General features: G+C 62.8%; 19 protein-coding genes, 1 tRNA gene and 1 pseudogene. 13 read left to right on the top strand and 8 right to left on the bottom strand.

Annotated features, from left to right (window positions below; all coding sequences use genetic code 11):
* The first annotated feature begins 97 nt into the window (after positions 1-97).
* The 4 genes from QNI87_RS13790 (at position 98) to dxs (ending at position 3,662) form a co-directional block, all read left to right on the top strand.
* A complete protein-coding gene (locus QNI87_RS13790) occupies positions 98-280 on the top strand; it encodes a hypothetical protein (RefSeq protein WP_300597484.1) in 183 nt (60 codons plus the stop codon).
* A gap of 12 nt (positions 281-292) precedes the next feature.
* Complete coding sequence (msrA, locus tag QNI87_RS13785; RefSeq protein ID WP_300597482.1) at positions 293-991, top strand: peptide-methionine (S)-S-oxide reductase MsrA; 699 nt, start codon at positions 293-295, stop codon at positions 989-991.
* Between the two features lie 56 nt (positions 992-1,047).
* On the top strand, positions 1,048-1,515 hold the full coding sequence (locus QNI87_RS13780; RefSeq protein ID WP_300597480.1) for a transcriptional repressor: 468 nt from the start codon (positions 1,048-1,050) through the stop codon (positions 1,513-1,515).
* A 206-nt stretch (positions 1,516-1,721) separates the two neighbouring features.
* Positions 1,722-3,662 carry a 1-deoxy-D-xylulose-5-phosphate synthase gene (dxs, locus tag QNI87_RS13775; protein WP_300597478.1) on the top strand — a complete coding sequence of 647 codons (1,941 nt, stop codon included), beginning with the start codon at positions 1,722-1,724 and terminating at the stop codon, positions 3,660-3,662.
* A gap of 95 nt (positions 3,663-3,757) precedes the next feature.
* Here the strand turns inward: dxs and QNI87_RS13770 are convergent, their stop codons facing one another.
* Positions 3,758-4,843 carry a VacJ family lipoprotein gene (locus tag QNI87_RS13770; RefSeq protein WP_300597476.1) on the bottom strand — a complete coding sequence of 362 codons (1,086 nt, stop codon included), beginning with the start codon at positions 4,841-4,843 and terminating at the stop codon, positions 3,758-3,760.
* A gap of 168 nt (positions 4,844-5,011) precedes the next feature.
* On the opposite strand from QNI87_RS13770, the gene QNI87_RS13765 reads away from it, so the two are divergent.
* Positions 5,012-5,809 (top strand): crotonase/enoyl-CoA hydratase family protein, encoded by a 798-nt coding sequence (locus QNI87_RS13765; protein ID WP_300597548.1) that lies wholly within the window; start codon positions 5,012-5,014, stop codon positions 5,807-5,809.
* Positions 5,810-5,840: 31 nt separating this feature from the next.
* Here the strand turns inward: QNI87_RS13765 and QNI87_RS13760 are convergent, their stop codons facing one another.
* Positions 5,841-6,509, bottom strand: a complete 669-nt coding sequence (locus QNI87_RS13760) for an NnrU family protein (RefSeq protein ID WP_300597474.1) — start codon at positions 6,507-6,509, stop codon at positions 5,841-5,843.
* Positions 6,510-6,559: 50 nt separating this feature from the next.
* Positions 6,560-6,874, bottom strand: a pseudogene (locus QNI87_RS13755) (PaaI family thioesterase); the annotation flags it as partial.
* A gap of 235 nt (positions 6,875-7,109) precedes the next feature.
* Here QNI87_RS13755 and QNI87_RS13750 point away from each other — a divergent pair.
* Entirely contained in the window at positions 7,110-7,460 is a 351-nt protein-coding gene (locus QNI87_RS13750) for a helix-turn-helix domain-containing protein (RefSeq protein WP_300597472.1), read from the top strand.
* Between the two features lie 75 nt (positions 7,461-7,535).
* Here the strand turns inward: QNI87_RS13750 and QNI87_RS13745 are convergent, their stop codons facing one another.
* Positions 7,536-9,197 carry a peptide MFS transporter gene (locus QNI87_RS13745; RefSeq protein ID WP_300597470.1) on the bottom strand — a complete coding sequence of 554 codons (1,662 nt, stop codon included), beginning with the start codon at positions 9,195-9,197 and terminating at the stop codon, positions 7,536-7,538.
* A 243-nt stretch (positions 9,198-9,440) separates the two neighbouring features.
* Here QNI87_RS13745 and QNI87_RS13740 point away from each other — a divergent pair, with 243 nt between their 5' ends.
* Both QNI87_RS13740 and QNI87_RS13735 read left to right on the top strand, forming a co-directional pair.
* Positions 9,441-9,794, top strand: a complete 354-nt coding sequence (locus tag QNI87_RS13740; protein ID WP_300597468.1) for a GntR family transcriptional regulator — start codon at positions 9,441-9,443, stop codon at positions 9,792-9,794.
* Between the two features lie 254 nt (positions 9,795-10,048).
* A complete protein-coding gene (locus QNI87_RS13735; protein WP_300597465.1) occupies positions 10,049-10,327 on the top strand; it encodes an integration host factor subunit beta in 279 nt (92 codons plus the stop codon).
* Between the two features lie 34 nt (positions 10,328-10,361).
* On the opposite strand, the gene QNI87_RS13730 is transcribed toward QNI87_RS13735, so the two are convergent.
* Positions 10,362-12,041, bottom strand: a complete 1,680-nt coding sequence (locus QNI87_RS13730) for a cation:proton antiporter (RefSeq protein WP_300597463.1) — start codon at positions 12,039-12,041, stop codon at positions 10,362-10,364.
* Positions 12,042-12,165: 124 nt separating this feature from the next.
* On the opposite strand from QNI87_RS13730, the gene QNI87_RS13725 reads away from it, so the two are divergent.
* Both QNI87_RS13725 and QNI87_RS13720 read left to right on the top strand, forming a co-directional pair.
* A tRNA-Leu gene (locus QNI87_RS13725) sits at positions 12,166-12,247 on the top strand.
* 51 nt (positions 12,248-12,298) lie between these two features.
* The gene (locus QNI87_RS13720; protein ID WP_300597546.1) at positions 12,299-12,760 is read left to right on the top strand and encodes a VOC family protein; all 462 of its coding nucleotides are present in this window, start codon (positions 12,299-12,301) and stop codon (positions 12,758-12,760) included.
* Here the strand turns inward: QNI87_RS13720 and QNI87_RS13715 are convergent.
* Positions 12,757-13,512, bottom strand: a complete 756-nt coding sequence (locus tag QNI87_RS13715) for an SDR family NAD(P)-dependent oxidoreductase (RefSeq protein ID WP_300597442.1) — start codon at positions 13,510-13,512, stop codon at positions 12,757-12,759. The genes QNI87_RS13720 and QNI87_RS13715 overlap by 4 nt on opposite strands.
* Positions 13,509-14,408, bottom strand: a complete 900-nt coding sequence (locus tag QNI87_RS13710; RefSeq protein WP_300597440.1) for an SDR family oxidoreductase — start codon at positions 14,406-14,408, stop codon at positions 13,509-13,511. The genes QNI87_RS13715 and QNI87_RS13710 overlap by 4 nt, the downstream gene beginning before the upstream one ends.
* A 70-nt stretch (positions 14,409-14,478) precedes the next feature.
* On the opposite strand from QNI87_RS13710, the gene QNI87_RS13705 reads away from it, so the two are divergent.
* The 3 genes from QNI87_RS13705 to QNI87_RS13695 all read left to right on the top strand — a co-directional run bounded on the left by QNI87_RS13705 (position 14,479) and on the right by QNI87_RS13695 (position 17,933).
* Positions 14,479-15,648 carry an acyl-CoA dehydrogenase family protein gene (locus tag QNI87_RS13705; RefSeq protein WP_300597438.1) on the top strand — a complete coding sequence of 390 codons (1,170 nt, stop codon included), beginning with the start codon at positions 14,479-14,481 and terminating at the stop codon, positions 15,646-15,648.
* Between the two features lie 69 nt (positions 15,649-15,717).
* A complete protein-coding gene (locus QNI87_RS13700; protein ID WP_300597436.1) occupies positions 15,718-16,287 on the top strand; it encodes a PH domain-containing protein in 570 nt (189 codons plus the stop codon).
* A complete protein-coding gene (locus tag QNI87_RS13695) occupies positions 16,284-17,933 on the top strand; it encodes a PH domain-containing protein (RefSeq protein ID WP_300597434.1) in 1,650 nt (549 codons plus the stop codon). Before QNI87_RS13700 ends, QNI87_RS13695 begins: the two co-directional genes overlap by 4 nt.
* Here QNI87_RS13695 and QNI87_RS13690 read toward each other — a convergent pair.
* On the bottom strand, positions 17,930-18,235 hold the full coding sequence (locus tag QNI87_RS13690; RefSeq protein ID WP_300597432.1) for a GNAT family N-acetyltransferase: 306 nt from the start codon (positions 18,233-18,235) through the stop codon (positions 17,930-17,932). The two genes, QNI87_RS13695 and QNI87_RS13690, sit on opposite strands and share 4 nt — an antisense overlap.
* Positions 18,236-18,278: the final 43 nt, after the last annotated feature.

Here is an 18,278-nt window from a genome sequence, read left to right as displayed (position 1 = left end):
CGAATTGTCGCCTGAAAGACCTGTTCACCTTCACGAAAGTGGGCGGCGGCAAAAGGACCAACCACCCCCCAACCGCACACCCCCCGCGAGATTATCCATGACGTTCTTCAATTCTGATCTCTATCGCCACGTTGGTCTCGGCTTTCTGATTGGCGCCGCCCTGATGGCCGCCTTCAACCTTGACGCCCTGACCGATGAATTCTCGCCGCCCGCTCTGGCTGCCGAAGCGCCGCAAGCTCCCCTGCCCGCGCCTGAGTTTCGCATCCAACCGTTCCGCTAAGGAAGCCCGCCTGTGCGCCTGTCCATCTTGAGAGCTGCCCATGTCCTTGCCGCCGCCGTTCTGGCCGCGGCCAGTTTAGGGGCGCCTGCACAGGCGGAGAAGGTGGTGAATGCGCCCGCGCCAAAGCGGATTGCGAAAGAAGGCACCGGGCTCAAGACCGCGATCTTTGCCGGTGGCTGTTTCTGGGGCGTCGAAGGCGTCTTTAGCCATGTCAAAGGCGTGAAGTCCGCCGTCTCCGGCTTTCACGGCGGCGCGGCGGGAACCGCGCAATACCGCACGATCGTCACGGGCATCACCAATCACGCCGAAGCCGTCAGGATCACGTACGACCCCTATGTCGTGCGCTACGACGAGCTTTTGCGCATCTTCTTTTCCGTCGTCACGGACCCGACGCAGCTCAACCGCCAGGGCCCTGACGTGGGCGCGCATTACCGCTCGGCCCTCGTGCCGCTGAGCGAGGAGCAGCGCGCGGTGGCGCAGGCCTATCTTGAACAGCTTGATGGATCGGGCCTGTGGGATAAGCCGGTCGTCACGCGCATTGAAAAGCACCGCAAGTTCTATCCGGCTGAGGACTATCACCAGGATTACATGGTGAAGAACCCTTACAGCGGCTACATCATGCGCTTCGACCAGCCCAAGGTCGCCGCCCTGAAGACGATGTTTCCGCGCGATTACCGTGACGAATTTCTCCGCGATGGGCCAAAAACCTAGGCGGTTTTTTGTTCAAGCCGCTGGCGCTTCTGCCGTTGTCGCTGTACGCTTTCGTCATGAGTGAATGTGAACCCCACGCGTTAAAAGAGCTTTCGGGCGACGAACTCGTCGCCGCCGCACGCAGTGTCCTGATCCGGTCCGGCGAGCAGTGGACGACCATGCGCGAAGCCGTGTTTGTCGAACTGGCGCGCTTTGAGCGCCCGATTTCGGCCTACGATGTCGCCGACCGCCTCTCGGAGATACGGGGAAAGCGGGTCGCGCCAAACTCCATCTACCGGATCCTCGATGTGTTCGTGGCGAATGGTCTTGCCGTGCGCATCGAGAGCTCGAACGCCTATATTGTCAATTCGCATCCGGGTCACAGCCACGACTGCATCTTTCTGGTTTGCGAAGAATGCGGCGACGCAGCGCATGTTGACGATCCCGATGTGAGTCGGTCGGTGCGGGCCCTTGTGGGACGGCGCCAATTTCACACAGACCACCTGGTGCTCGAGATGCGCGGCCTGTGCCGCCAGTGCGCCTGAGCGCGCTTCATCAAAGCTGAAAGGGACCGGTTTGCGCGGGCTTTGCGCCGCCGACCGCGTGCCGGATCGCCAGTCTGTTGGCGGCGTTAATTCAACTTGACACTCCAAAGTGTCAGGTAAATTTGCCTCTTGGTCGATGAAGCGGTATATCGATGCGGCAAAGGGTTCATCGACAGGTCGGTTCGCAAGGTGTAAGGCGAGAATCTATGACTAAGCCACCCCAAACTCCGCTTCTTGATCAGGTACCTACACCTGATGAGCTTCGCCAGCTCAAGCCCGAACAGCTCCGACAACTCTCCGATGAATTGCGCGCCGAGATGATCGACGCGGTCAGCGTTTCGGGCGGGCATTTGGGCTCGGGATTGGGCGTGGTCGAACTCACGGTGGCGATTCATTACGTCTTCAACACCCCGGATGACCGGCTCGTGTGGGATGTCGGCCACCAATGCTATCCGCACAAGATCATCACCGGGCGGCGGGACCGTATCCGGACGCTTCGTCAGGGCGGAGGATTGAGCGGTTTCACCAAGCGCGCGGAGAGCGAATACGATCCGTTCGGCGCGGCGCACTCCTCGACTTCGATCTCGGCGGCTCTGGGGTTTGCCATCGCGAACAAGCTGAACGACCGCCCCGGACGGGGCATCGCGGTCATCGGCGATGGGGCGATGAGCGCTGGCATGGCCTATGAGGCCATGAACAACGCCTCGCAGGCGGGCAATCGCCTGGTGGTCATCCTCAACGACAACGACATGTCGATCGCGCCGCCTGTGGGGGGGCTTTCGGCCTATCTGGCGCGCATGGTGTCGTCGAGCGAGTATCTCGGCATTCGCAGCCTGGCCAGCCGCGCTGTGAAGAAGATGAGCCGGCGCATGCATGAAGCGATTGGCAAGGCCGAGGAATACACGCGCGGCATGGTGACCGGTGGAACCCTGTTTGAAGAGCTCGGCTTTTACTATGTCGGCCCGATCGACGGCCACAATCTCGATCACCTGATCCCCGTGCTCGAAAACGTACGCGACACCTCGGAAGGCCCGGTGCTGATCCATGTCGTTACCGAGAAGGGCAAGGGCTACGCGCCGGCGGAGAACAGCGCGGACAAGTATCACGGCGTCCCCAAGTTCAACGTCATCACCGGCGAAAAGGCGAAGGGCGCGCCCGGCGGTCCGCCCAATTACCAGAACGTGTTCGGCGACACGCTGGCCAAGCTGGCCGACACCGACAAACGCATCTGCGCCATCACCGCCGCGATGCCATCGGGCACGGGAGTGGACCGGTTTGCAAAGGCGCATCCGGATCGCAGCTTCGATGTCGGGATCGCCGAACAGCACGGCGTGACTTTCGCCGCGGGTCTGGCGGCGCAGGGGATGCGTCCCTTCGCGGCGATCTATTCGACCTTCCTCCAGCGCGCCTATGATCAGGTGGTGCACGATGTGGCGATCCAGAACCTTCCGGTGCGCTTTGCGATAGACCGCGCCGGGCTGGTGGGCGCCGATGGCTCTACCCACGCAGGCTCGTTCGACATCACCTATCTTGCAACATTGCCCAACATGGTGGTGATGGCCGCCTCGGACGAAGCCGAACTGGCGCACATGACCTATACGGCAGCGGAATATGACGAAGGCCCGATCGCATTTCGCTATCCGCGAGGCAGCGGTACGGGCGTGTCGATCCCCGACCAGCTCGAAAAGCTTCAAATCGGCAAGGGCCGCGTCGTCCGCGAAGGCAGCAAGGTGGCGATCCTTTCGCTCGGCGCGCGTCTAGAAGAGGCGAAGAAGGCCGCCGACCAGTTGGAGGCCAGGGGGCTTTCAACCACGGTCGCCGATATGCGCTTTGCCAAGCCGCTCGACACCGATTTGATCGAGCGACTGATGAAAACCCACGAAGTGATCATCACGATCGAAGAAGGCGCCATCGGCGGTCTCGGCGCGCATGTCTTGACCTACGCGAGCGACGAGGGCTTGCTCGACGCCGGCCTCAAAGTGCGCACGATGCGCCTGCCCGATATCTTCATCGATCAGGATTCGCCCGACAAGCAATACGCGCTCGCGGGTCTTGATGCCGATGCGATTGTCGAGAAGGTTCTGAACGCGCTCAAGCATAACTCGGCGGGCGTTGCGAACGATGGCGTGGAGGAAGCGCGGGCGTAAACGGGGGAGCCAGCCGCCACCTTTATCGTGGTTTGCAGGACCAGCTTCAAGCAAGAGCGCGCCTGCATCCCAGCCCCGTATGACGGCTAAGGCGCCTAACGCGGCCTTGTAATCACCACCGCCGCCAGAGGTTCAGGCGTTTCCTCGCCTTCGACGGTGGGTTCCTCTACCTCCTCGGGCAAGTCGGCAAAATCGCCTGTCCCCTCAACCTCCTCCATGATTGCCGGCGCTTCGGGCGGCTCTTCTCCTTTGAGCGCCGCGATCTCAGCCTCACGCCGGTAGAGATAGCTGTCGCGCCGCGCGGCGTAGGGGTTGAGGGTATCGTCGATCCGCGCGAGCTCCGCGTCGAATTCCAAGCGGTCTTCAAGGTTGCTGACCAGATAGAAAGGCACGGAGAATTCGAGGCGATTGAACGGCTCGCCCACCGCAACCGGCAACAGTAACTGATCCAAGAAGCTCCCCGTCACATCGCGCGCGGTCGTTGCGCCGGTGACGGGCAGATACAGGTATGGCCCTGATCCAATCCCGTAAAAGCCCATCGTGTTGGCAAAGCCGTTGCGCCGCCGCGGCAGATTGATCCCCGGCTTTTCGGCGATGTCGATCAGCCCGCCCAGCCCCAATGTCGAATTGATCATCAACCGGCCCAGCGTTTCGAACGTCTTGCCGATCTTGCCCTGGAGCAGGAAGTTCAGCGCGTTGTTGGGCTCGCGCAGGTTGTTGACTACATTGCCAAGGCCCTGGCGCAGCGGCCCGGGAAGTCCATCGCGGTAGGCATAGGCGACCGGCTCGACGATGGCGTCGTCGAGGTTCTGCGTGATGCGGTAGCTTTCTTCGTTGATTCGCTCGATCGGGTCATTTTCCGGTGGCCCATAGGAGCCTTCAACCACAATGACGTTTTCGTCTTGCGACTGCGCCTCGTCGTTTTGATCGCGTTCCTCTTCCTCTTCTTCGGGCGGCGCATCGGGTACGGCCTGCGCTGCGGTGAGCGACCAGGAGAGGTTCAGCAATCCCGCAGGGCCCCCAACCGCGCCGCGCGGCGGCTCAAAATGCGCGCGCGCTTCCTCGGTGACGACCACAGGCGTCTCGCCCTGAAGCGCCACATCCGGCGCCTGGCCCAGCAGCAAGGGAGATGTCAGGGCAATCAACGCTGCGTTCGCCACATTCGCGACCTTTCTTTCCATGGCGACCGACGCGAGGCCAGAGGCCTTGACGCCGACGTGTTGTGTCCCCGCCAGCCGACCATGTGCCTATCGATGCGCTGTCTGCCAACCGATCTTTTTGCGCCCTGCCTGTTGACCTGGCGCTATTTGGCTCTTTCGAAATCGGGCAAAACCCTTACCGTCCGGCTTATGAACCTCTTGAAAACGCAACGCGAAGGGGCTGTTGTCCGGCTTACGATCGATCGTCCGGAGACGATGAACCCGCTGGGGCAAGCGGGCGATGGCGATGAGGTCGCACGTGTCTGCCGCGAGATAAACCGTGATAAAACAGTGCGCTGTGTCATCCTGACGGGTGCGGGAAGGGCCTTTTCGGCGGGTGGCGATGTAAAGGCGATGCGCGATCGCTCCGGCGCCTTTGCCGGGCCGCCGCCGGAGATATCGGACGGATATCGCGAAAACATCCATGTCATTCTGCGTGCGATCTACGGCCTGCGCGTGCCGATGATCGCTGCGGTGAACGGGCCAGCGATCGGTCTGGGCTGCGACGTGGCCTGCCTTGCCGATATGCGCATTGCGAGTGAAACCGCGCGCTTTGGCGTTACCTTTCTCAAGCTCGGCATCATTCCGGGCGATGGCGGCACGTGGATTCTGCCTCGAGTTATCGGGCAGTCGCGCGCGGCTGAGCTCTTCTACACCGGCGATGTGATCGACGCGAAGACCGCGCTCGAATGGGGCTTGGTCAGTCGCATTACAACGCCCGAGACTCTGCTGGAAGAGGCGGAAAGGCTCGCGCTCAAAGTCGCCGCGCAGCCTCCCCACGCTTTGCGCCAGGCCAAGATGCTGCTGCGGCAGGGCCAGCAAATGAGCTATGACAGCGCGCTGGAACTCGCCGCGAACACGCAGGCGATGATGCATCTGACAAAGGATCACGAGGAAGGCGTCGCCGCGCTGCTCGAAGAACGCGCGGCGGATTTCAAGGGAGAGTAGGTGGCCTCGCGGCTCTTTTCGGCACGGCCTCCTAAAGGCTGATCCAGCGCCAGATGCCGGCGGGAATGCCGCCCATTGGCAGGTGCACCCAGCTAAGCCCCGCAAACAGCGTGAGGCCCAGAAGCCAGGGTACCGCGCCCGCTTTGGCAAAGCCTGAAAGGCGCGGCCAGTAGCTGGTGCGGCTTTCCCATTGCTCCCACGCCTCGCCCATCAGCTCGCGCTTCTTGCGATCCTGCATATGCGCCCCGACCAGAGCCAGAAAGCCGATCGCGAAAGCGGTGATCATCGTGCGCACGCTCCAGAACAGGATCATGTGTGAAAGCGCCCACAGGCCAAAGCCCCACATCATCGGGTGGCGCGTGATGGTGAAGACCCCTTTTGGCTCGGCGCGCGCCTGCTGCTCGGCGAGCGGGGTGGGCAGCGCGGGATTGCCGAGCAAGGAGCCTGCAAACAGGATCATCGCGGGCACAGTGAGCGCGGTGGCCAAGATCCAGCCCGCCTCGCCCGAGCCGCCAAGATCGGCGGGCGGCGCGGCCTTGAACGCGAAATAGACCCACGCGAGCGTCGCAAGACTCACCAGCGAGTAGACGAGTTGGAAGCCGACCGGCCCCAGCGCCTTCGCCATGGCGGGGCGCAGGGGATGCGACATCGCAAAATGCGTGCCGACAAAGGCGGCGTTGGCGGCGACAAGCTCTAGCATGATCCCTCCCGGCTGTTTCGGGCAACGCTAACAGCGGCGTTCCCGATTGCCTAGCGGGCCAGCCCTGTCGGGATGATGGTCGCTTGCGCTGCGGCGACGTGCACCGGATCGATTCCGTCGCGTTCGGCGAAGACATCCGCGCGCGTGACCACCTGTCTTTTGCCCGGTTTGATGACCTGACCTTGCGCGCGCAGCCGCTCGCCTTGTGCGGGGTGCAGAAAGTCGATGGTGTAGCCGCCCGTGACAACGTCGCCCGCCACCGAGGCGGCGGCCCAGGCGCAGGCGTTATCGGCCATCAGACCGACAATGGCGCCGTGCGCAAAGCCGTGATGCTGGGTCATTTCCGGGCGCAGGGTCAAAAGTAGTTCGGCCTCGCCTTGTCAGACCTTGAGAGGCTCAACCGCGAGCCAATTCCAAAAGCCCGAGCCTTCGACCGCCACACGCTTCATATATTCGAGCGATGTGTCGGGACTGTCGAACCGCGATTGAGGCATTATCACACACTTGATAAGTCTGGTTTCCAGACGTATGGAGTGTGTTTTTGGCCTTCGCAAGTCTCATTTACAGACCCCGCTCGGATGTGTTTTATGAACAAGCCCGATGAAAACCTACCGCGCCTCCCGCTCTCCATGCCCGATTGGCCGCGCCGCCCGTGTGCTGGGCGATCGCTGGATTATCCTGATTCTGCGAGAGGCGTTTCTGGGCGCGGACCGGTTCGAGATCTTTGTCGAGCGTACCGGGATCAATCGCGCGGCGCTGACCTCGCGGCTGGAGATCCTACAGGAAGCCGGACTGATGCGGCGCGAACCGCCCGAGGGCAAGCGCGCGCGCTATGTCCTGACCGAGAGCGGCAAGGCGCTGGCGCCGCTCTATCGCGAGATGGCGGAGTGGGGCGCGGCGCACCTGTTCGCGCCCGACGAGGCGCGCGGTAACTGGCCTGGGGGCGCATAGTCGGACATCCGACAAACAAAACCCCGGACCGCCGCGCAAGCGATCCGGGGTGTTCGTTGTGCGGCGGCGCCGCGCCTATTCGGCGGGACGTGTCGCGGGATGGATGCCCGCCGCTTGCGGTTCGCCGATCTCGCTCTGGCCTAGCAGGTCGTCGCCGACATTGTCGTCCTTCAGCGTGTCGAGGTGCATCAGCTTCTTCACCAGCGGGCTGACGAGCATGACAACGACGCCGATGCCGACCGCATAAAGGCCGACCGTCCAGTAGACATCGAGCACAACCTGCTTGCCCGCGCCTTCGCCAACGTCTTCCGCGCCCGTCGCCGCCGCGATGAGCCCGGCGGCAAAGTTGCCGGTCGCCGATGCGAAGAACCAGGTTCCCATGATCAGCGAGGCCATGTGGCCGGGCGACAGCCGGTTCATCGCCGAGAGCCCGACGGGCGACAGGCACAGCTCCCCGGTCGTGTGGAGCAGGTAGATCAGGAAGATGAAGATCACGGGAGTGGGCACATCGACGCCTACGCTGTTCGCGCCCCAGACGAGGACAAGGAAGCCAAGGCCGACCTGGACGACGCCGAGGCCGAACTTCATCGGCGCCGAAGGCTCGAACCCGCCGCGCCCCATGAACTGCCACACAGCGGCAAAGACGGGCGCCAGAAGGACAATGTAGATAGCGTTGACCGACTGGAACATCGAGGCGTTCACCCCTTGCGTGTCGACATGGCGATCGGTGAACAGATTGAGCGAGGAACCCGCCTGCTCGAACAGCGCCCAGAAGACGATGGAAACGAGGATGAGGAACATCGCGGCAAAGATGCGGTCGCGCTCCTCACTGGGCAGCTTGGTCACGGCGGTGAACAGCACATAGAGTACGAGCCCGCCACCAAACGCGCCGAGCACATAGCCGACCAGTTCCTGATACTGGATCGCGGTCCAGCACAGCGCCACCATGGCAAGACCCGCGCCGTAAATGCCCCATTCCTTGGCGCCCTTGATCGCAGCTGGATCTTTGGGCTCGCCCTTACCCCTTAGCAGCGGCTTGCCGAGGACGAAGAAAACAAGACCCAGCAGCATGCCGAAACCGGCGAGGCCAAAACCGTATTCCCAGCCATAGGTCTGGCCAAGATAGCCGCAGATGATCGAGGCGGTCGCCGCGCCCACGTTAATGCCCATGTAGAAGATGGTATACGCCGGATCGCGGCGCACATCGGTGCGGCTGTAGAGCTGGCCCACGATCACCGAAATGTTGGCTTTGAGGAAGCCCGAGCCCACGATGATGAGCGCCAGAGCGAGCCAGAAGACGTTGATCATCGGGTCCGACTGTCCGCCGCTCCCCTCGAAAGCCATGAAGAAGTGACCGAAGGTGAGCAGAACCGCGCCAAACAGCACCGCCTTGCGTTGGCCGATATAGCGATCCGCCAGATAACCACCGACGACGGGTGTGATGTAGACGAGCGCGGTGTAGGCGCCATAGATGATCGATGCCTCGCTGTCGGTGAACAGCCAGTGTTGGACGAGGTAAAAGATCAGCAGCGCGCGCATCCCATAATAGGAGAAGCGCTCCCACATTTCGGCCATAAACAGGAGGAAAAGCCCCTTGGGGTGGCCAATCACTTCGGCTTGCGGCCGGGTAATAAGGATCGATCCTCCGACCAGGAAAGCGGCGAGCGCGATCGCGGCAATGCGAAACGTCCACATTTCGAACGCGCTGCCAAACGTGAAGAAAAGGCCTTCAACCATAGTATCGTTGTATCCCAGATTGCTTCGCGCGCCGAACGCGCGTCCCCGAAGTGCTGCGCTGCACCCTAGCGGGCAATTTCGCTGTGTGAAGCCTCTGTGACACCGCGCGGCGCGGTTGGTGCGGATTTGCAACGGCGCCGCGAGGCCCGCTTTTCGGGCTTGAAGCCCATGTCGCTTATCGAGCCGCCCTTGACGCGGCTCGCTGTATTATGGCACTGCATCACCGGTGACGAGGACTGAAAAATGAGCAAAAGCCCCACCAACCAGGCGCGCCCGGTTTATCTCAAGCTGCGCGATCAGATTGCCGCAGCCATTATCGAAGGCGTCTATCCGGAAGGTGAGATGCTTCCCTCGGTTCGCGCCTTGGCGGCCGAGCAGGGGGCTAATCCTTTGACCGTGGCAAAGGCCTATCAGCAGTTCCAGAACGACGGTCTGGTCGAAGTGCAGCGCGGCGTTGGCATGTATGTGGTCAAGGGCGCGTCAGCCGCCTTGCGTGCGCGCGAACGCGAGCAGTTCCTGCGCGAAGAATGGCCCGAGATCCGCGCTCGGATGGAGCGGCTTGGTCTTGACCCGGCCCGATTGCTCGCGACGACCTGATCCCTCGCACCTTTAGCCCGATACTCCTCGGGCCCTCTTGCGCCGACCCGTGGCGGGCAAGCGTTTGACACAAACGCACATTCGTACACCTTTGCTTGCTCATTTTGCATCTATCTGGCAGAAGCACATAGATAAAGCTGCTCTTCGGGTCCGAGCGGTCAGAGGTGGGGACAACGGATACGACCGGCCCCGTGTTGAAGGCCAGACTTGCCAAGCGCGAGGGGAAGCGCGGCGAGTCACAGCGGGAGATCGCAATGATCAGATCCGAGTTGCTGAGCGAGTTGCACAAGGACAATCCGGAACTGCGCGCCGAGGAAATCGAGCAGGTCGTCGACATCTTCTTTGACGAGATCGCCAACAGACTGGCGGAAGGGGGCCGCGTGGAGTTGCGCGGCTTCGGCGCGTTCTCGACGCGCGAGCGAGAGGCGCGCACCGGGCGAAACCCCCGCACCGGCGAGGCGGTGAGCGTGCCCGCCAAGCGCGTTCCCTACTTCAAGGCGGGCAAGGAAATTCGCGAGCGCCTCAACGAATAATCGCTAGGCCAGCGCGCTCACGGCGCACACGCGCCTAGGCGTATTCCAGCGCTGCATCCTCAGCGTTCGCCAGGTTTCGAACCGGCAAGCGCCTTTCTGTATCGAGCGCGGCAAAGACCGCCTCGATGATCCGCTCGGTCCCGCCTGACGCGCTTATGTCGATTGGGATCATGCCCAGCGCGTCAAATTCCTCGATATCGTCCGCGCTCGGCACCGCCAGAATGCGTCGCATGTCGGGCAGCCGCTCTTTCACCAAAGGAGTGAGATCGCGCGAGACGTCGACCCGGCCCGTAGCAACGACCAGCACTTCGCGCTTTTCCATCCCAATCGCGTCCCAACTGCGCGGATCGGCCGGATTGGCTTGCAGCACCTGATACCCGTCGGCCAGCGCGGTCTGGAATGCGGCAGGGTCGTTTTCCAGTCCGATATACTCGATCTCGTTATAGGCCAGCGCGTCGGCGACTGCGCGGCCCGTTTCGCTAAAGCCGATGATAACCACGGGCGCGTTGTCTCCGGCGAGCTTCTGGTCGGGCGGACCCCGACGCAGCCGCCCGGCGAGCGTTCGCCCGACATTCGAGACCAGCGGCGTAACAGCAAGGCTGATGGCGATGGCGGTCACAAGGATCGAGATCAGACGCGGCTCCACCAGCCCGGCCAATGCGGGCAGAGCGAAGAGCACCAGCGCAAATTCGCTTCCCTGACCCAGCAGAAAGCCCAGCTGGATCGAGCCGGGGACCGACCAGCGATTGGCGAGGCCAGCCAGCATGTTAAACCCGCATTTCAGGACGATCAGCGCCAGCGCAGCGGCGATCACAAAGACCCAGTTCTCCGCCAGCAGCGCTGGATCAATGCTAAGACCGACCGAGATGAAGAAGAAGCTCAGGAACAGACCCCGGAACGCGTCAATCTCGGTCTGCACCATGATGCGATAACGCGAATCGGCGACCGCCATTCCCCCTAGAAACGCGCCAAGCGTCAGCGAAAGACCGGCCACCCCCGTCGCCCAACCCGCCGCCAGAGCGATGAACAGAGCGGTTGCGGTGTACACTTCGCTGCTCCCGGCCTGGGCGATAAGGCGAAAGACCGGGCCTGTGAGGTAGCGGGCAAACAGGACAGCGATGCCAAAAGCCAGAAGCGCTTTCAGCCCCGCCATGCCCAGCGCCGGCGCGATCGCGCCGCCTTCGGCAAGAGCGCCCGCCGCAACCAGCAGCAAGATGGCGGCGATATCCTGAAAGATCAGGATCGATTGCGCCGCGCGGCCAACGGGGCAGTCTTCCTGGTGCCGTTCGCGTACCAGTCCGATGACCACCGCGGTCGAGGACAATCCCATCGCGAATCCGCCGATGATCGCGAAGGCTGGAGGAAGACCGATCGCGAAGAACAGCGCTGCAAAGGCCCCGCCCGCCACCAGCATCTGGAGGCTACCAAACCCGAAGATGTTGCCTTTCTCGGCCCATATTCGTCCGAGCGAGAAATGCAGGCCCAGATTGAACAGCAGGAACATCACGCCCGCTTCGGCCATGGTCGCCACCACTGGCCCGCTGAAATCGCCCTTGAAGCCAAGGGTCGAGAGCGCCAATCCCAAGCCAAGATACCCGACGATCGGATTGAGCCTGACGGCGCGACTCACCAACGCTGCGCCTATCCCGAGCCCCAGCAAGGTGATTGCGGGCTGGATCGTCTCAAGGATTTCGCTCGCGCTTTCGCCGGCCATTGGCGCGCTCCTTCCATCTCGCCCGTCCTGTCGCCCCATGACGGGCGAGCGCGTTGCTGGCAAGAGGTGAGGATGGGCAATGTGAGTTGTCGCGCGGCCTCGCTGTGGCTATCGCGACGTCCAAGCGGGTGTGGCGGAATGGTAGACGCCGGGGACTTAAAATCCCCTGAGCTTTGCTCGTGCGGGTTCGAGTCCCGCCACCCGCACGTTTTGTGCCTGGCCGCTTTGCTGCTTGAGGACGGTTTGGGGAGGTGACGATGCGATGCGTTCTGGGACTGCTGGTCTTTTTGGCGCCGCCTTTGGCCGCGCAGGCGTCGGCTCAACCCGCTGCGCCTGAGGCGCAGGTCGCGCGTCAGGCGGCGCTCGGCATCGGCGGCTTGTTCGTTCGCGCACGCGATCCCGCTGCGCTTTCGGCCTGGTACGAGAAGCACCTGGGCATCAATCCTGTGCCCCAGAGTTACGACGACAAACCCTGGGTTCAGGAGGCGGGGCCGACGATCTTCTCGCCCATGCCCGAGGACGCGCAAGGCATGATCCCGGATGGCAAGAGCTGGATGCTCAACCTAAGGGTCGCCGATATCGACGCCTTCGTTGCTCAGCTGGAGGCGGACGGGATAGCGGTCGCGCTCGATCCCAAAACCTACCCCAACGGGCGTTTTGCGACGCTTTCGGACCCGGAGGGCAACCCGATCCAGCTTTGGGAGCCTGCGTTCCCCTAAAGCGTCTGTCCGTCGTCGAGCACGAAGTTGGCGCCGGTGATGAATTCGGCGGCGTCCGAGCACAGCAGAAGGACTGGGCCATCCAGCCCCTCCTCGCCCATCAGGCGCTTCCTTGGGAAACGGCCAATCTGTTTTTTCCCCGGCTCGGTCTCGAACCAGTCGGCGTTGATGTCGGTGCGGATATAGCCCGGTGAAATCGCGTTGACGCAAATCCCAGCGCGCGCCCATTCGCGCGCCATCGAGCGCGTGGCCTGGATCACGCCTGCCTTGCTGGCCGAATAGGCCACGAGACCCGGCGAGGCCTGAAATCCGGTGATCGAGGCGACCATAACGATCCGGCCCTTGCGCACACCGTTCGCCATCATGCGTTTGGCCCCTTCACGCGCGGTCAGGATCGCGCCTATGAGGTTGATCGAAAGCGTGCGCTCGATCTCGGCCTCGGGCATGTCGCCGATCAGCCCCGCGCCATCGATACCGGCGTTGGCGATGACGGTGTCCATCGTTGCGCCAAACGCCGCTTGCGCCGCGTCGTATCCGGCGATGACGTCCGCCTCCTTGGCGACATCCATCGCGACCGCGCGTGCCGCAGCCCCGATCTCTTCGCTCAGCGCTTCGAGCCGGTCCACCCGCCGCGCGCCCAAAGCCACGCGCGCGCCGCTCTGCGCCAGCAGCCTGGCAAAGCGCGCGCCGAGTCCGGATGAAGCGCCCGTGATCAGCGCTGTGCGCCCCGAAAGATCGACCGAAACACTCATACGCTGCGATCCGCCTTGTCCGTTTCGTTTGTACCCTTGATCATGGCGCGCATGCGCTCCCATTCCTCATCGCCCAGGCCTTGGAGCGCGCCGTAAAAGGTCCCGCCCGTCGCCTGATAGCCCGCGCCATCGATCGCGATGGTCTGACCGTTCACATACTCCGCTCCGCTCGCCATCAGGAAGACCGCAAGGTTGGCAATCTCGTGCATTTCGCCCGCCCGGCCCATCGGGTTCAAGGCCGTGTTCGAATTGTCCCGCGCGCCGCCGGGATTGAGCCGCGCACTCATGCCCTTGGTCGGGAAAAGCCCCGGCGCGATGGCGTTGAAACGCAGGCCATAGCGGCCCCATTCGGTGGCGAGGCTTTGGGTCATCGCGTTGATCGCGGTTTTCGACATTGCCGAGGGGACGACAAAGGCGCTGCCCGACCACACCCAGGTGGTGAGGATCGAAAGGAAGCTGGCGCGCTTGCCTTCCGCGATGAGCCGCTTGCCGATATCGAGCGTTACGTAGAACGTGCCGCGCATTACGGTGTCGGCGATAGCGTTGAAGCCGTTGATCGAGAGGTCCTCGGTCCGGCTGACGAAATTCCCCGCCGCGTTGTTGACGACACCGGTAAGCGCGCCGCCATCGGCCCAGATCGAATCGACCATGGCGCGGATCGCGTCGGGATCGCGAATGTTGCACGTGTGCGGAACGACCTTGCCGCCATGCGCGGCCATCAGTTCGCTCGCGGTCTCGTCCAGCTTGTTCTGGCGTCGCCCGCAAATGTAAACGGTCGCGCCCAGCTTCAGGAACGCTTCGACCATCTCGCGCCCCAGGCCTGTACCGCCGCCTGTGACGAGGATGCGTTCGCCCTCCATCAGGCCTTCGCGAAACATGAGCTTCGATACGTCCACGCGCTTTTCTCCATCGCAAAGGGCACAGGTGCCGGGTGACAGCGGGCTGCGAGGCTGTATCTAGACGGGCATGCACTTTCAACTGACCGACGAGCAGCGCGAGCTTCAGGAAACCGCGCGCAAATTCGCCCGCAATGAACTTCAAACGCTTGCCCGCGACATGGAGGAGAAAGACTATCCGGTCCCGCACGAAATGCTGCGGACCTATGGCGAGATGGGCTTCTTGGGGGTCAACCTGCCCGAGGAGTACGGTGGGCTGGGACTGGGCCATCTCGAAGCTCTGCTTGTTCTTGAGGAATTTGCGCAGGTCTCCAACGCGGTGGCTTTCCCGGTCTTCGAGGCTCTTACAGGCCCCGTGCGCACGATCGAGAAATTCGGCGGCGAAGAGATGAAGGCGCGCGTTCTTCCCGAGGTGATCAGGGGCGAAAAGATCGTCGCGGTTTCCATGTCGGAACCCGATGCGGGCACCGCGCTGACCGATCTTACAACCAAAGCGGTTCAGGACGGAAACGGCTATGTCGTCAACGGCTACAAGCGCTGGACCAGCGGCGGCGGGCATTCGGACTATTATGTCACCTATTGCCGTTTCTCCGAGGAGCCGGGAGCCAAGGGCATCGGCGCCATTCTGCTCGAACGCGAAATGGAGGGCATGCAGTTCGGCAAACGCGAGGAGCTGATGGGCTTTCGCGGAATTCCCACTGCCGATTTCGCCATCGAAGATGTGAAGGTGCCGGGCGAAAATGTGATCATTGGTGCAGGCGGCTTCGGCAAGCTGATGAGCGCCTTCGGGCTGGAGCGCTGCGGCAACGCCACGCAGGCGCTGGCGGTCGCGGCGGCGGCGCTCGAACACGCGCTCGAATACACGCAGGAGCGCGAGGCGTTCGGCAAACCCATCGTCGATTTCCAGGCGGTGCAGTTGAAGCTTGCCGAGATGGCGATGAAAGTCGACGCCGCCCGGCTCCTTATCCATCGCGCCGCCGTCAACGCCGACGCGCAAGACGATGGCCTGCCGACCGTTTACGAATCGAGCCTTGCCAAATGCTACGCCAATGAGATCGTGCGCGAGGTAACCGCACTCGGCTTGCAGGTGATGGGTGGTTACGGCTATCACAAGGATTACGGCATGGAGCAGCGTCTGCGCGACGCCTATGCGTGGGGCATCGCGGGGGGCGCGATCGACGTGCAGAAGACCAACATCGCCTCGGCCATGGTGGGCCGCCGGTTCAACCAGCGCGGCTGAACGCCTGTATGGGGGGGGGGCTTGCATGAAGCGCTTGCATAGGCGCGCTGTGTTGCTCATCTAAGCCACATGGACAGCGCTTCGATCTCCGTTTCCAGCGACCCTGTTTCGCCCGCTCCTGCGGTTTCGGCCTCCATTTCTACGGTGGCTCAAGGCGATGCGGGGCTGACCAAGCTCGATCCCGCTTACAAGACCGCACTGCGGATCAGCGTTACTCTCACAGCGATCCCTTTCGTTGTCGGCGCTTTTGTTGCGGAAGCGGCTTTGGCGAGCGCGGGCGAGGGCGGCTGGCCGCTTCCCTTTGGCGTTCTCATCGGGATCGTTGTGTTTCTCGCGCTGGCGTTCATCATTCGGTTGCCCGGTCGACGCTGGCAAGCGCGCGGATACGCCATGGGCGAGGATCGCCTGCGCGTGGTGCGCGGCATACTGTGGCGCTCCGACACGATCGTGCCGTTTGGGCGTATTCAGCATATCGATGTGGACCAGGGCCCGATCGAGCGCGCTTTGGGTATCGCGACCCTCACATTGCACACTGCGGGCAACCATAACGCGTCGGTTCCCTTGCCGGGCCTCAGGCACGAGATCGCGACCGAGATGCGCGAGGATATCCGCCAGCGGATCAAGCGAGATTCCCTGTGAGCCGAGCGGACGCCGCCTCGCCCAGAGTGTCGGTTCCGTTGACCGCGCGCGGGGCCAATGAGACGCCGAAACCCCAGCCACAATCGTTTGCGAGCAGGGCGGGCGAGCCCCAGCGCACCGCGCCGCTCAGCGTCATTGTCGGCACCTTGTCGAGTTTGCAGAGCGCGCTTGTTCCCGCCGCCGCCGCCGCATTCGGAACGGGTATCGCCGGCCCGGGCATTCTGATCGGGCTGCTTGTGGGCGTGGTGATCGCAGGTTTGGGCACCGTGTTCAGCTATATCCGCTGGAAACGGCTCACCTACACAATCGGCGTGCAGGACATTCGCGTTGAAAGCGGCGTGCTGAGCCGTTCGGCGCGTTCGGTTCCCTATGAACGCATTCAGGATGTGAGCCTGGAGCAGAAGCTGCTTCCGCGCCTGCTGGGTCTTGTTGCGGTCAAGTTCGAGACGGGAGCGGGCGGAGCGGACGATCTTTCGCTGACATACCTTTCCGAGACCGAGGGAGAACGCCTGCGCGAACTCGTGCGTGAACGGCGCGACGATGCGGAAAGCAACGCGCGGGCGGATGCCGAGGCAAGCGAACCGGAGCGATCCGCTGAGGTCGAAGCGAGTGAGAACTTGTTCAGCATGGGCCCCAGCCGCCTCTTCACTTACGGTGTTTTCGAATTCAGCCTTGCAGTCTTTGCAGTGGCCGCAGGTCTCTTGCAGTATCTCGACAGTTTCTTCGATATCGAGGTCTGGGATGTCGATTTCTGGCGAGATCTGGCTGAAGAGCAGGGCGGCTGGATTTTCGATCTGAGCGCTTACGGTCAAGCTCTGGGAGCGTTTGCAGGCCTGTTTCTGGTTGTCCTTATCGGCTCGGCCACCGGGATGTTTCGCACCTTTAGCCGCGAATGGGGATTTCGGCTTGAGCGCACGCCGCGCGGGTTTCGTCGTCGCCGCGGGCTGTTCACGCGCACCGATGTGGTGATGCCGGTGCACCGCGTTCAGGGTCTGACGATCGCCACAAGGTTCATCCGCTATCGTTTTGGCTGGCATTCCCTGCGCTTCGTCAGCCTGGCGCAGGACGCTGGCTCATCAAGCCACGTCGTCGCGCCGTTCGCCAAGCTTACCGAACTCGATCCGATTGTCGCTGCGGCGGGGTTCCAGCGTCCGAACGACAACGCCGAATGGCATCGTGCCACTATCGCGTACCGCAATGTGTCCATCTTGTGGGATGTGTCCTTCTTTTTGCTGGGGGCGCTCATTGCCGGGATCGCGACCGCCGTTTATGCACCGGAATGGATGGGGCTGGCGGTGGCAATTCCACTGGCGCTCGGCGCGGCGAACGCGGTGGTCGGCTTCTTGTCCTGGCGCTTCAAGCGGCACGCGCTCGACGCCAATCAGATCGTTGCGGTCGCCGGTTTTCTGGCGCCCGCCATGCAGGTCGCCACCCGCGTCAAACTGCACTCTGTCGAAATTGCGCAAGGCCCGTTCGCGCGCGTTTTCGGCTACGCGACTTTGCATCTGGGCATGGCTGGCGGCGAATTCGCGATTCCCGGCATACCCGCTGAGCGCGCGCAAGAGGTCCGCGCGAGAATACTCGATACGATCGCCGAGACCGATTTCTCGCAGCTCGAAAGCCAGCGTCTCGTGCAAGCTGCCTAGGCCTTCAGCGGCGCCCAGTCCGGATTTTCGTCAAATTTTCGCGCGACATACCTGCACTGCGGGACAATGCGAAAACCCTCGTCGCGCGCGTCCGCGATCAACCGGTTGACCAGCTGGGCGGCAACCCCGCGCCCGCCGATCGCCCGCGGGACGATGGTGTGGGTCGCGACGCGCACATCGCGTTCATCGGTCGGCTCCCAATCGAGATAGCCTGTTTGCGCTTCGCCCTCGACATGGGCGGTATAGCGCCCACCCCGACCGCGCGCCTCATGCGTTATCGTTACCCGACTATCATGCGCCATACCCTGGCTTGCTCCCTGACCTGTGCTCTCTTGCCATCGCTCG

Source organism: Erythrobacter sp. (genome assembly GCF_030066995.1).
GTDB lineage: Bacteria > Pseudomonadota > Alphaproteobacteria > Sphingomonadales > Sphingomonadaceae > Erythrobacter.
This window is presented reverse-complemented; position numbering and strand designations above follow the sequence as displayed.

Coding starts and splice junctions, on each gene's coding strand:
- QNI87_RS13770 (WP_300597476.1), bottom strand. CDS start 4,843: ATGGAAAGAAAGGTCGCGAATGTGGCGAACGCAGCGTTGATTGCCCTG.
- QNI87_RS13760 (WP_300597474.1), bottom strand. CDS start 6,509: ATGCTAGAGCTTGTCGCCGCCAACGCCGCCTTTGTCGGCACGCATTTT.
- QNI87_RS13705 (WP_300597438.1), top strand. CDS start 14,479: ATGCACTTTCAACTGACCGACGAGCAGCGCGAGCTTCAGGAAACCGCG.
- QNI87_RS13740 (WP_300597468.1), top strand. CDS start 9,441: ATGAGCAAAAGCCCCACCAACCAGGCGCGCCCGGTTTATCTCAAGCTG.
- QNI87_RS13720 (WP_300597546.1), top strand. CDS start 12,299: ATGCGATGCGTTCTGGGACTGCTGGTCTTTTTGGCGCCGCCTTTGGCC.
- QNI87_RS13700 (WP_300597436.1), top strand. CDS start 15,718: ATGGACAGCGCTTCGATCTCCGTTTCCAGCGACCCTGTTTCGCCCGCT.
- QNI87_RS13765 (WP_300597548.1), top strand. CDS start 5,012: ATGAACCTCTTGAAAACGCAACGCGAAGGGGCTGTTGTCCGGCTTACG.
- QNI87_RS13735 (WP_300597465.1), top strand. CDS start 10,049: ATGATCAGATCCGAGTTGCTGAGCGAGTTGCACAAGGACAATCCGGAA.
- QNI87_RS13730 (WP_300597463.1), bottom strand. CDS start 12,041: ATGGCCGGCGAAAGCGCGAGCGAAATCCTTGAGACGATCCAGCCCGCA.
- dxs (WP_300597478.1), top strand. CDS start 1,722: ATGACTAAGCCACCCCAAACTCCGCTTCTTGATCAGGTACCTACACCT.
- QNI87_RS13780 (WP_300597480.1), top strand. CDS start 1,048: ATGAGTGAATGTGAACCCCACGCGTTAAAAGAGCTTTCGGGCGACGAA.
- QNI87_RS13745 (WP_300597470.1), bottom strand. CDS start 9,197: ATGGTTGAAGGCCTTTTCTTCACGTTTGGCAGCGCGTTCGAAATGTGG.
- QNI87_RS13690 (WP_300597432.1), bottom strand. CDS start 18,235: ATGGCGCATGATAGTCGGGTAACGATAACGCATGAGGCGCGCGGTCGG.
- QNI87_RS13790 (WP_300597484.1), top strand. CDS start 98: ATGACGTTCTTCAATTCTGATCTCTATCGCCACGTTGGTCTCGGCTTT.
- QNI87_RS13750 (WP_300597472.1), top strand. CDS start 7,110: ATGAAAACCTACCGCGCCTCCCGCTCTCCATGCCCGATTGGCCGCGCC.
- QNI87_RS13715 (WP_300597442.1), bottom strand. CDS start 13,512: ATGAGTGTTTCGGTCGATCTTTCGGGGCGCACAGCGCTGATCACGGGC.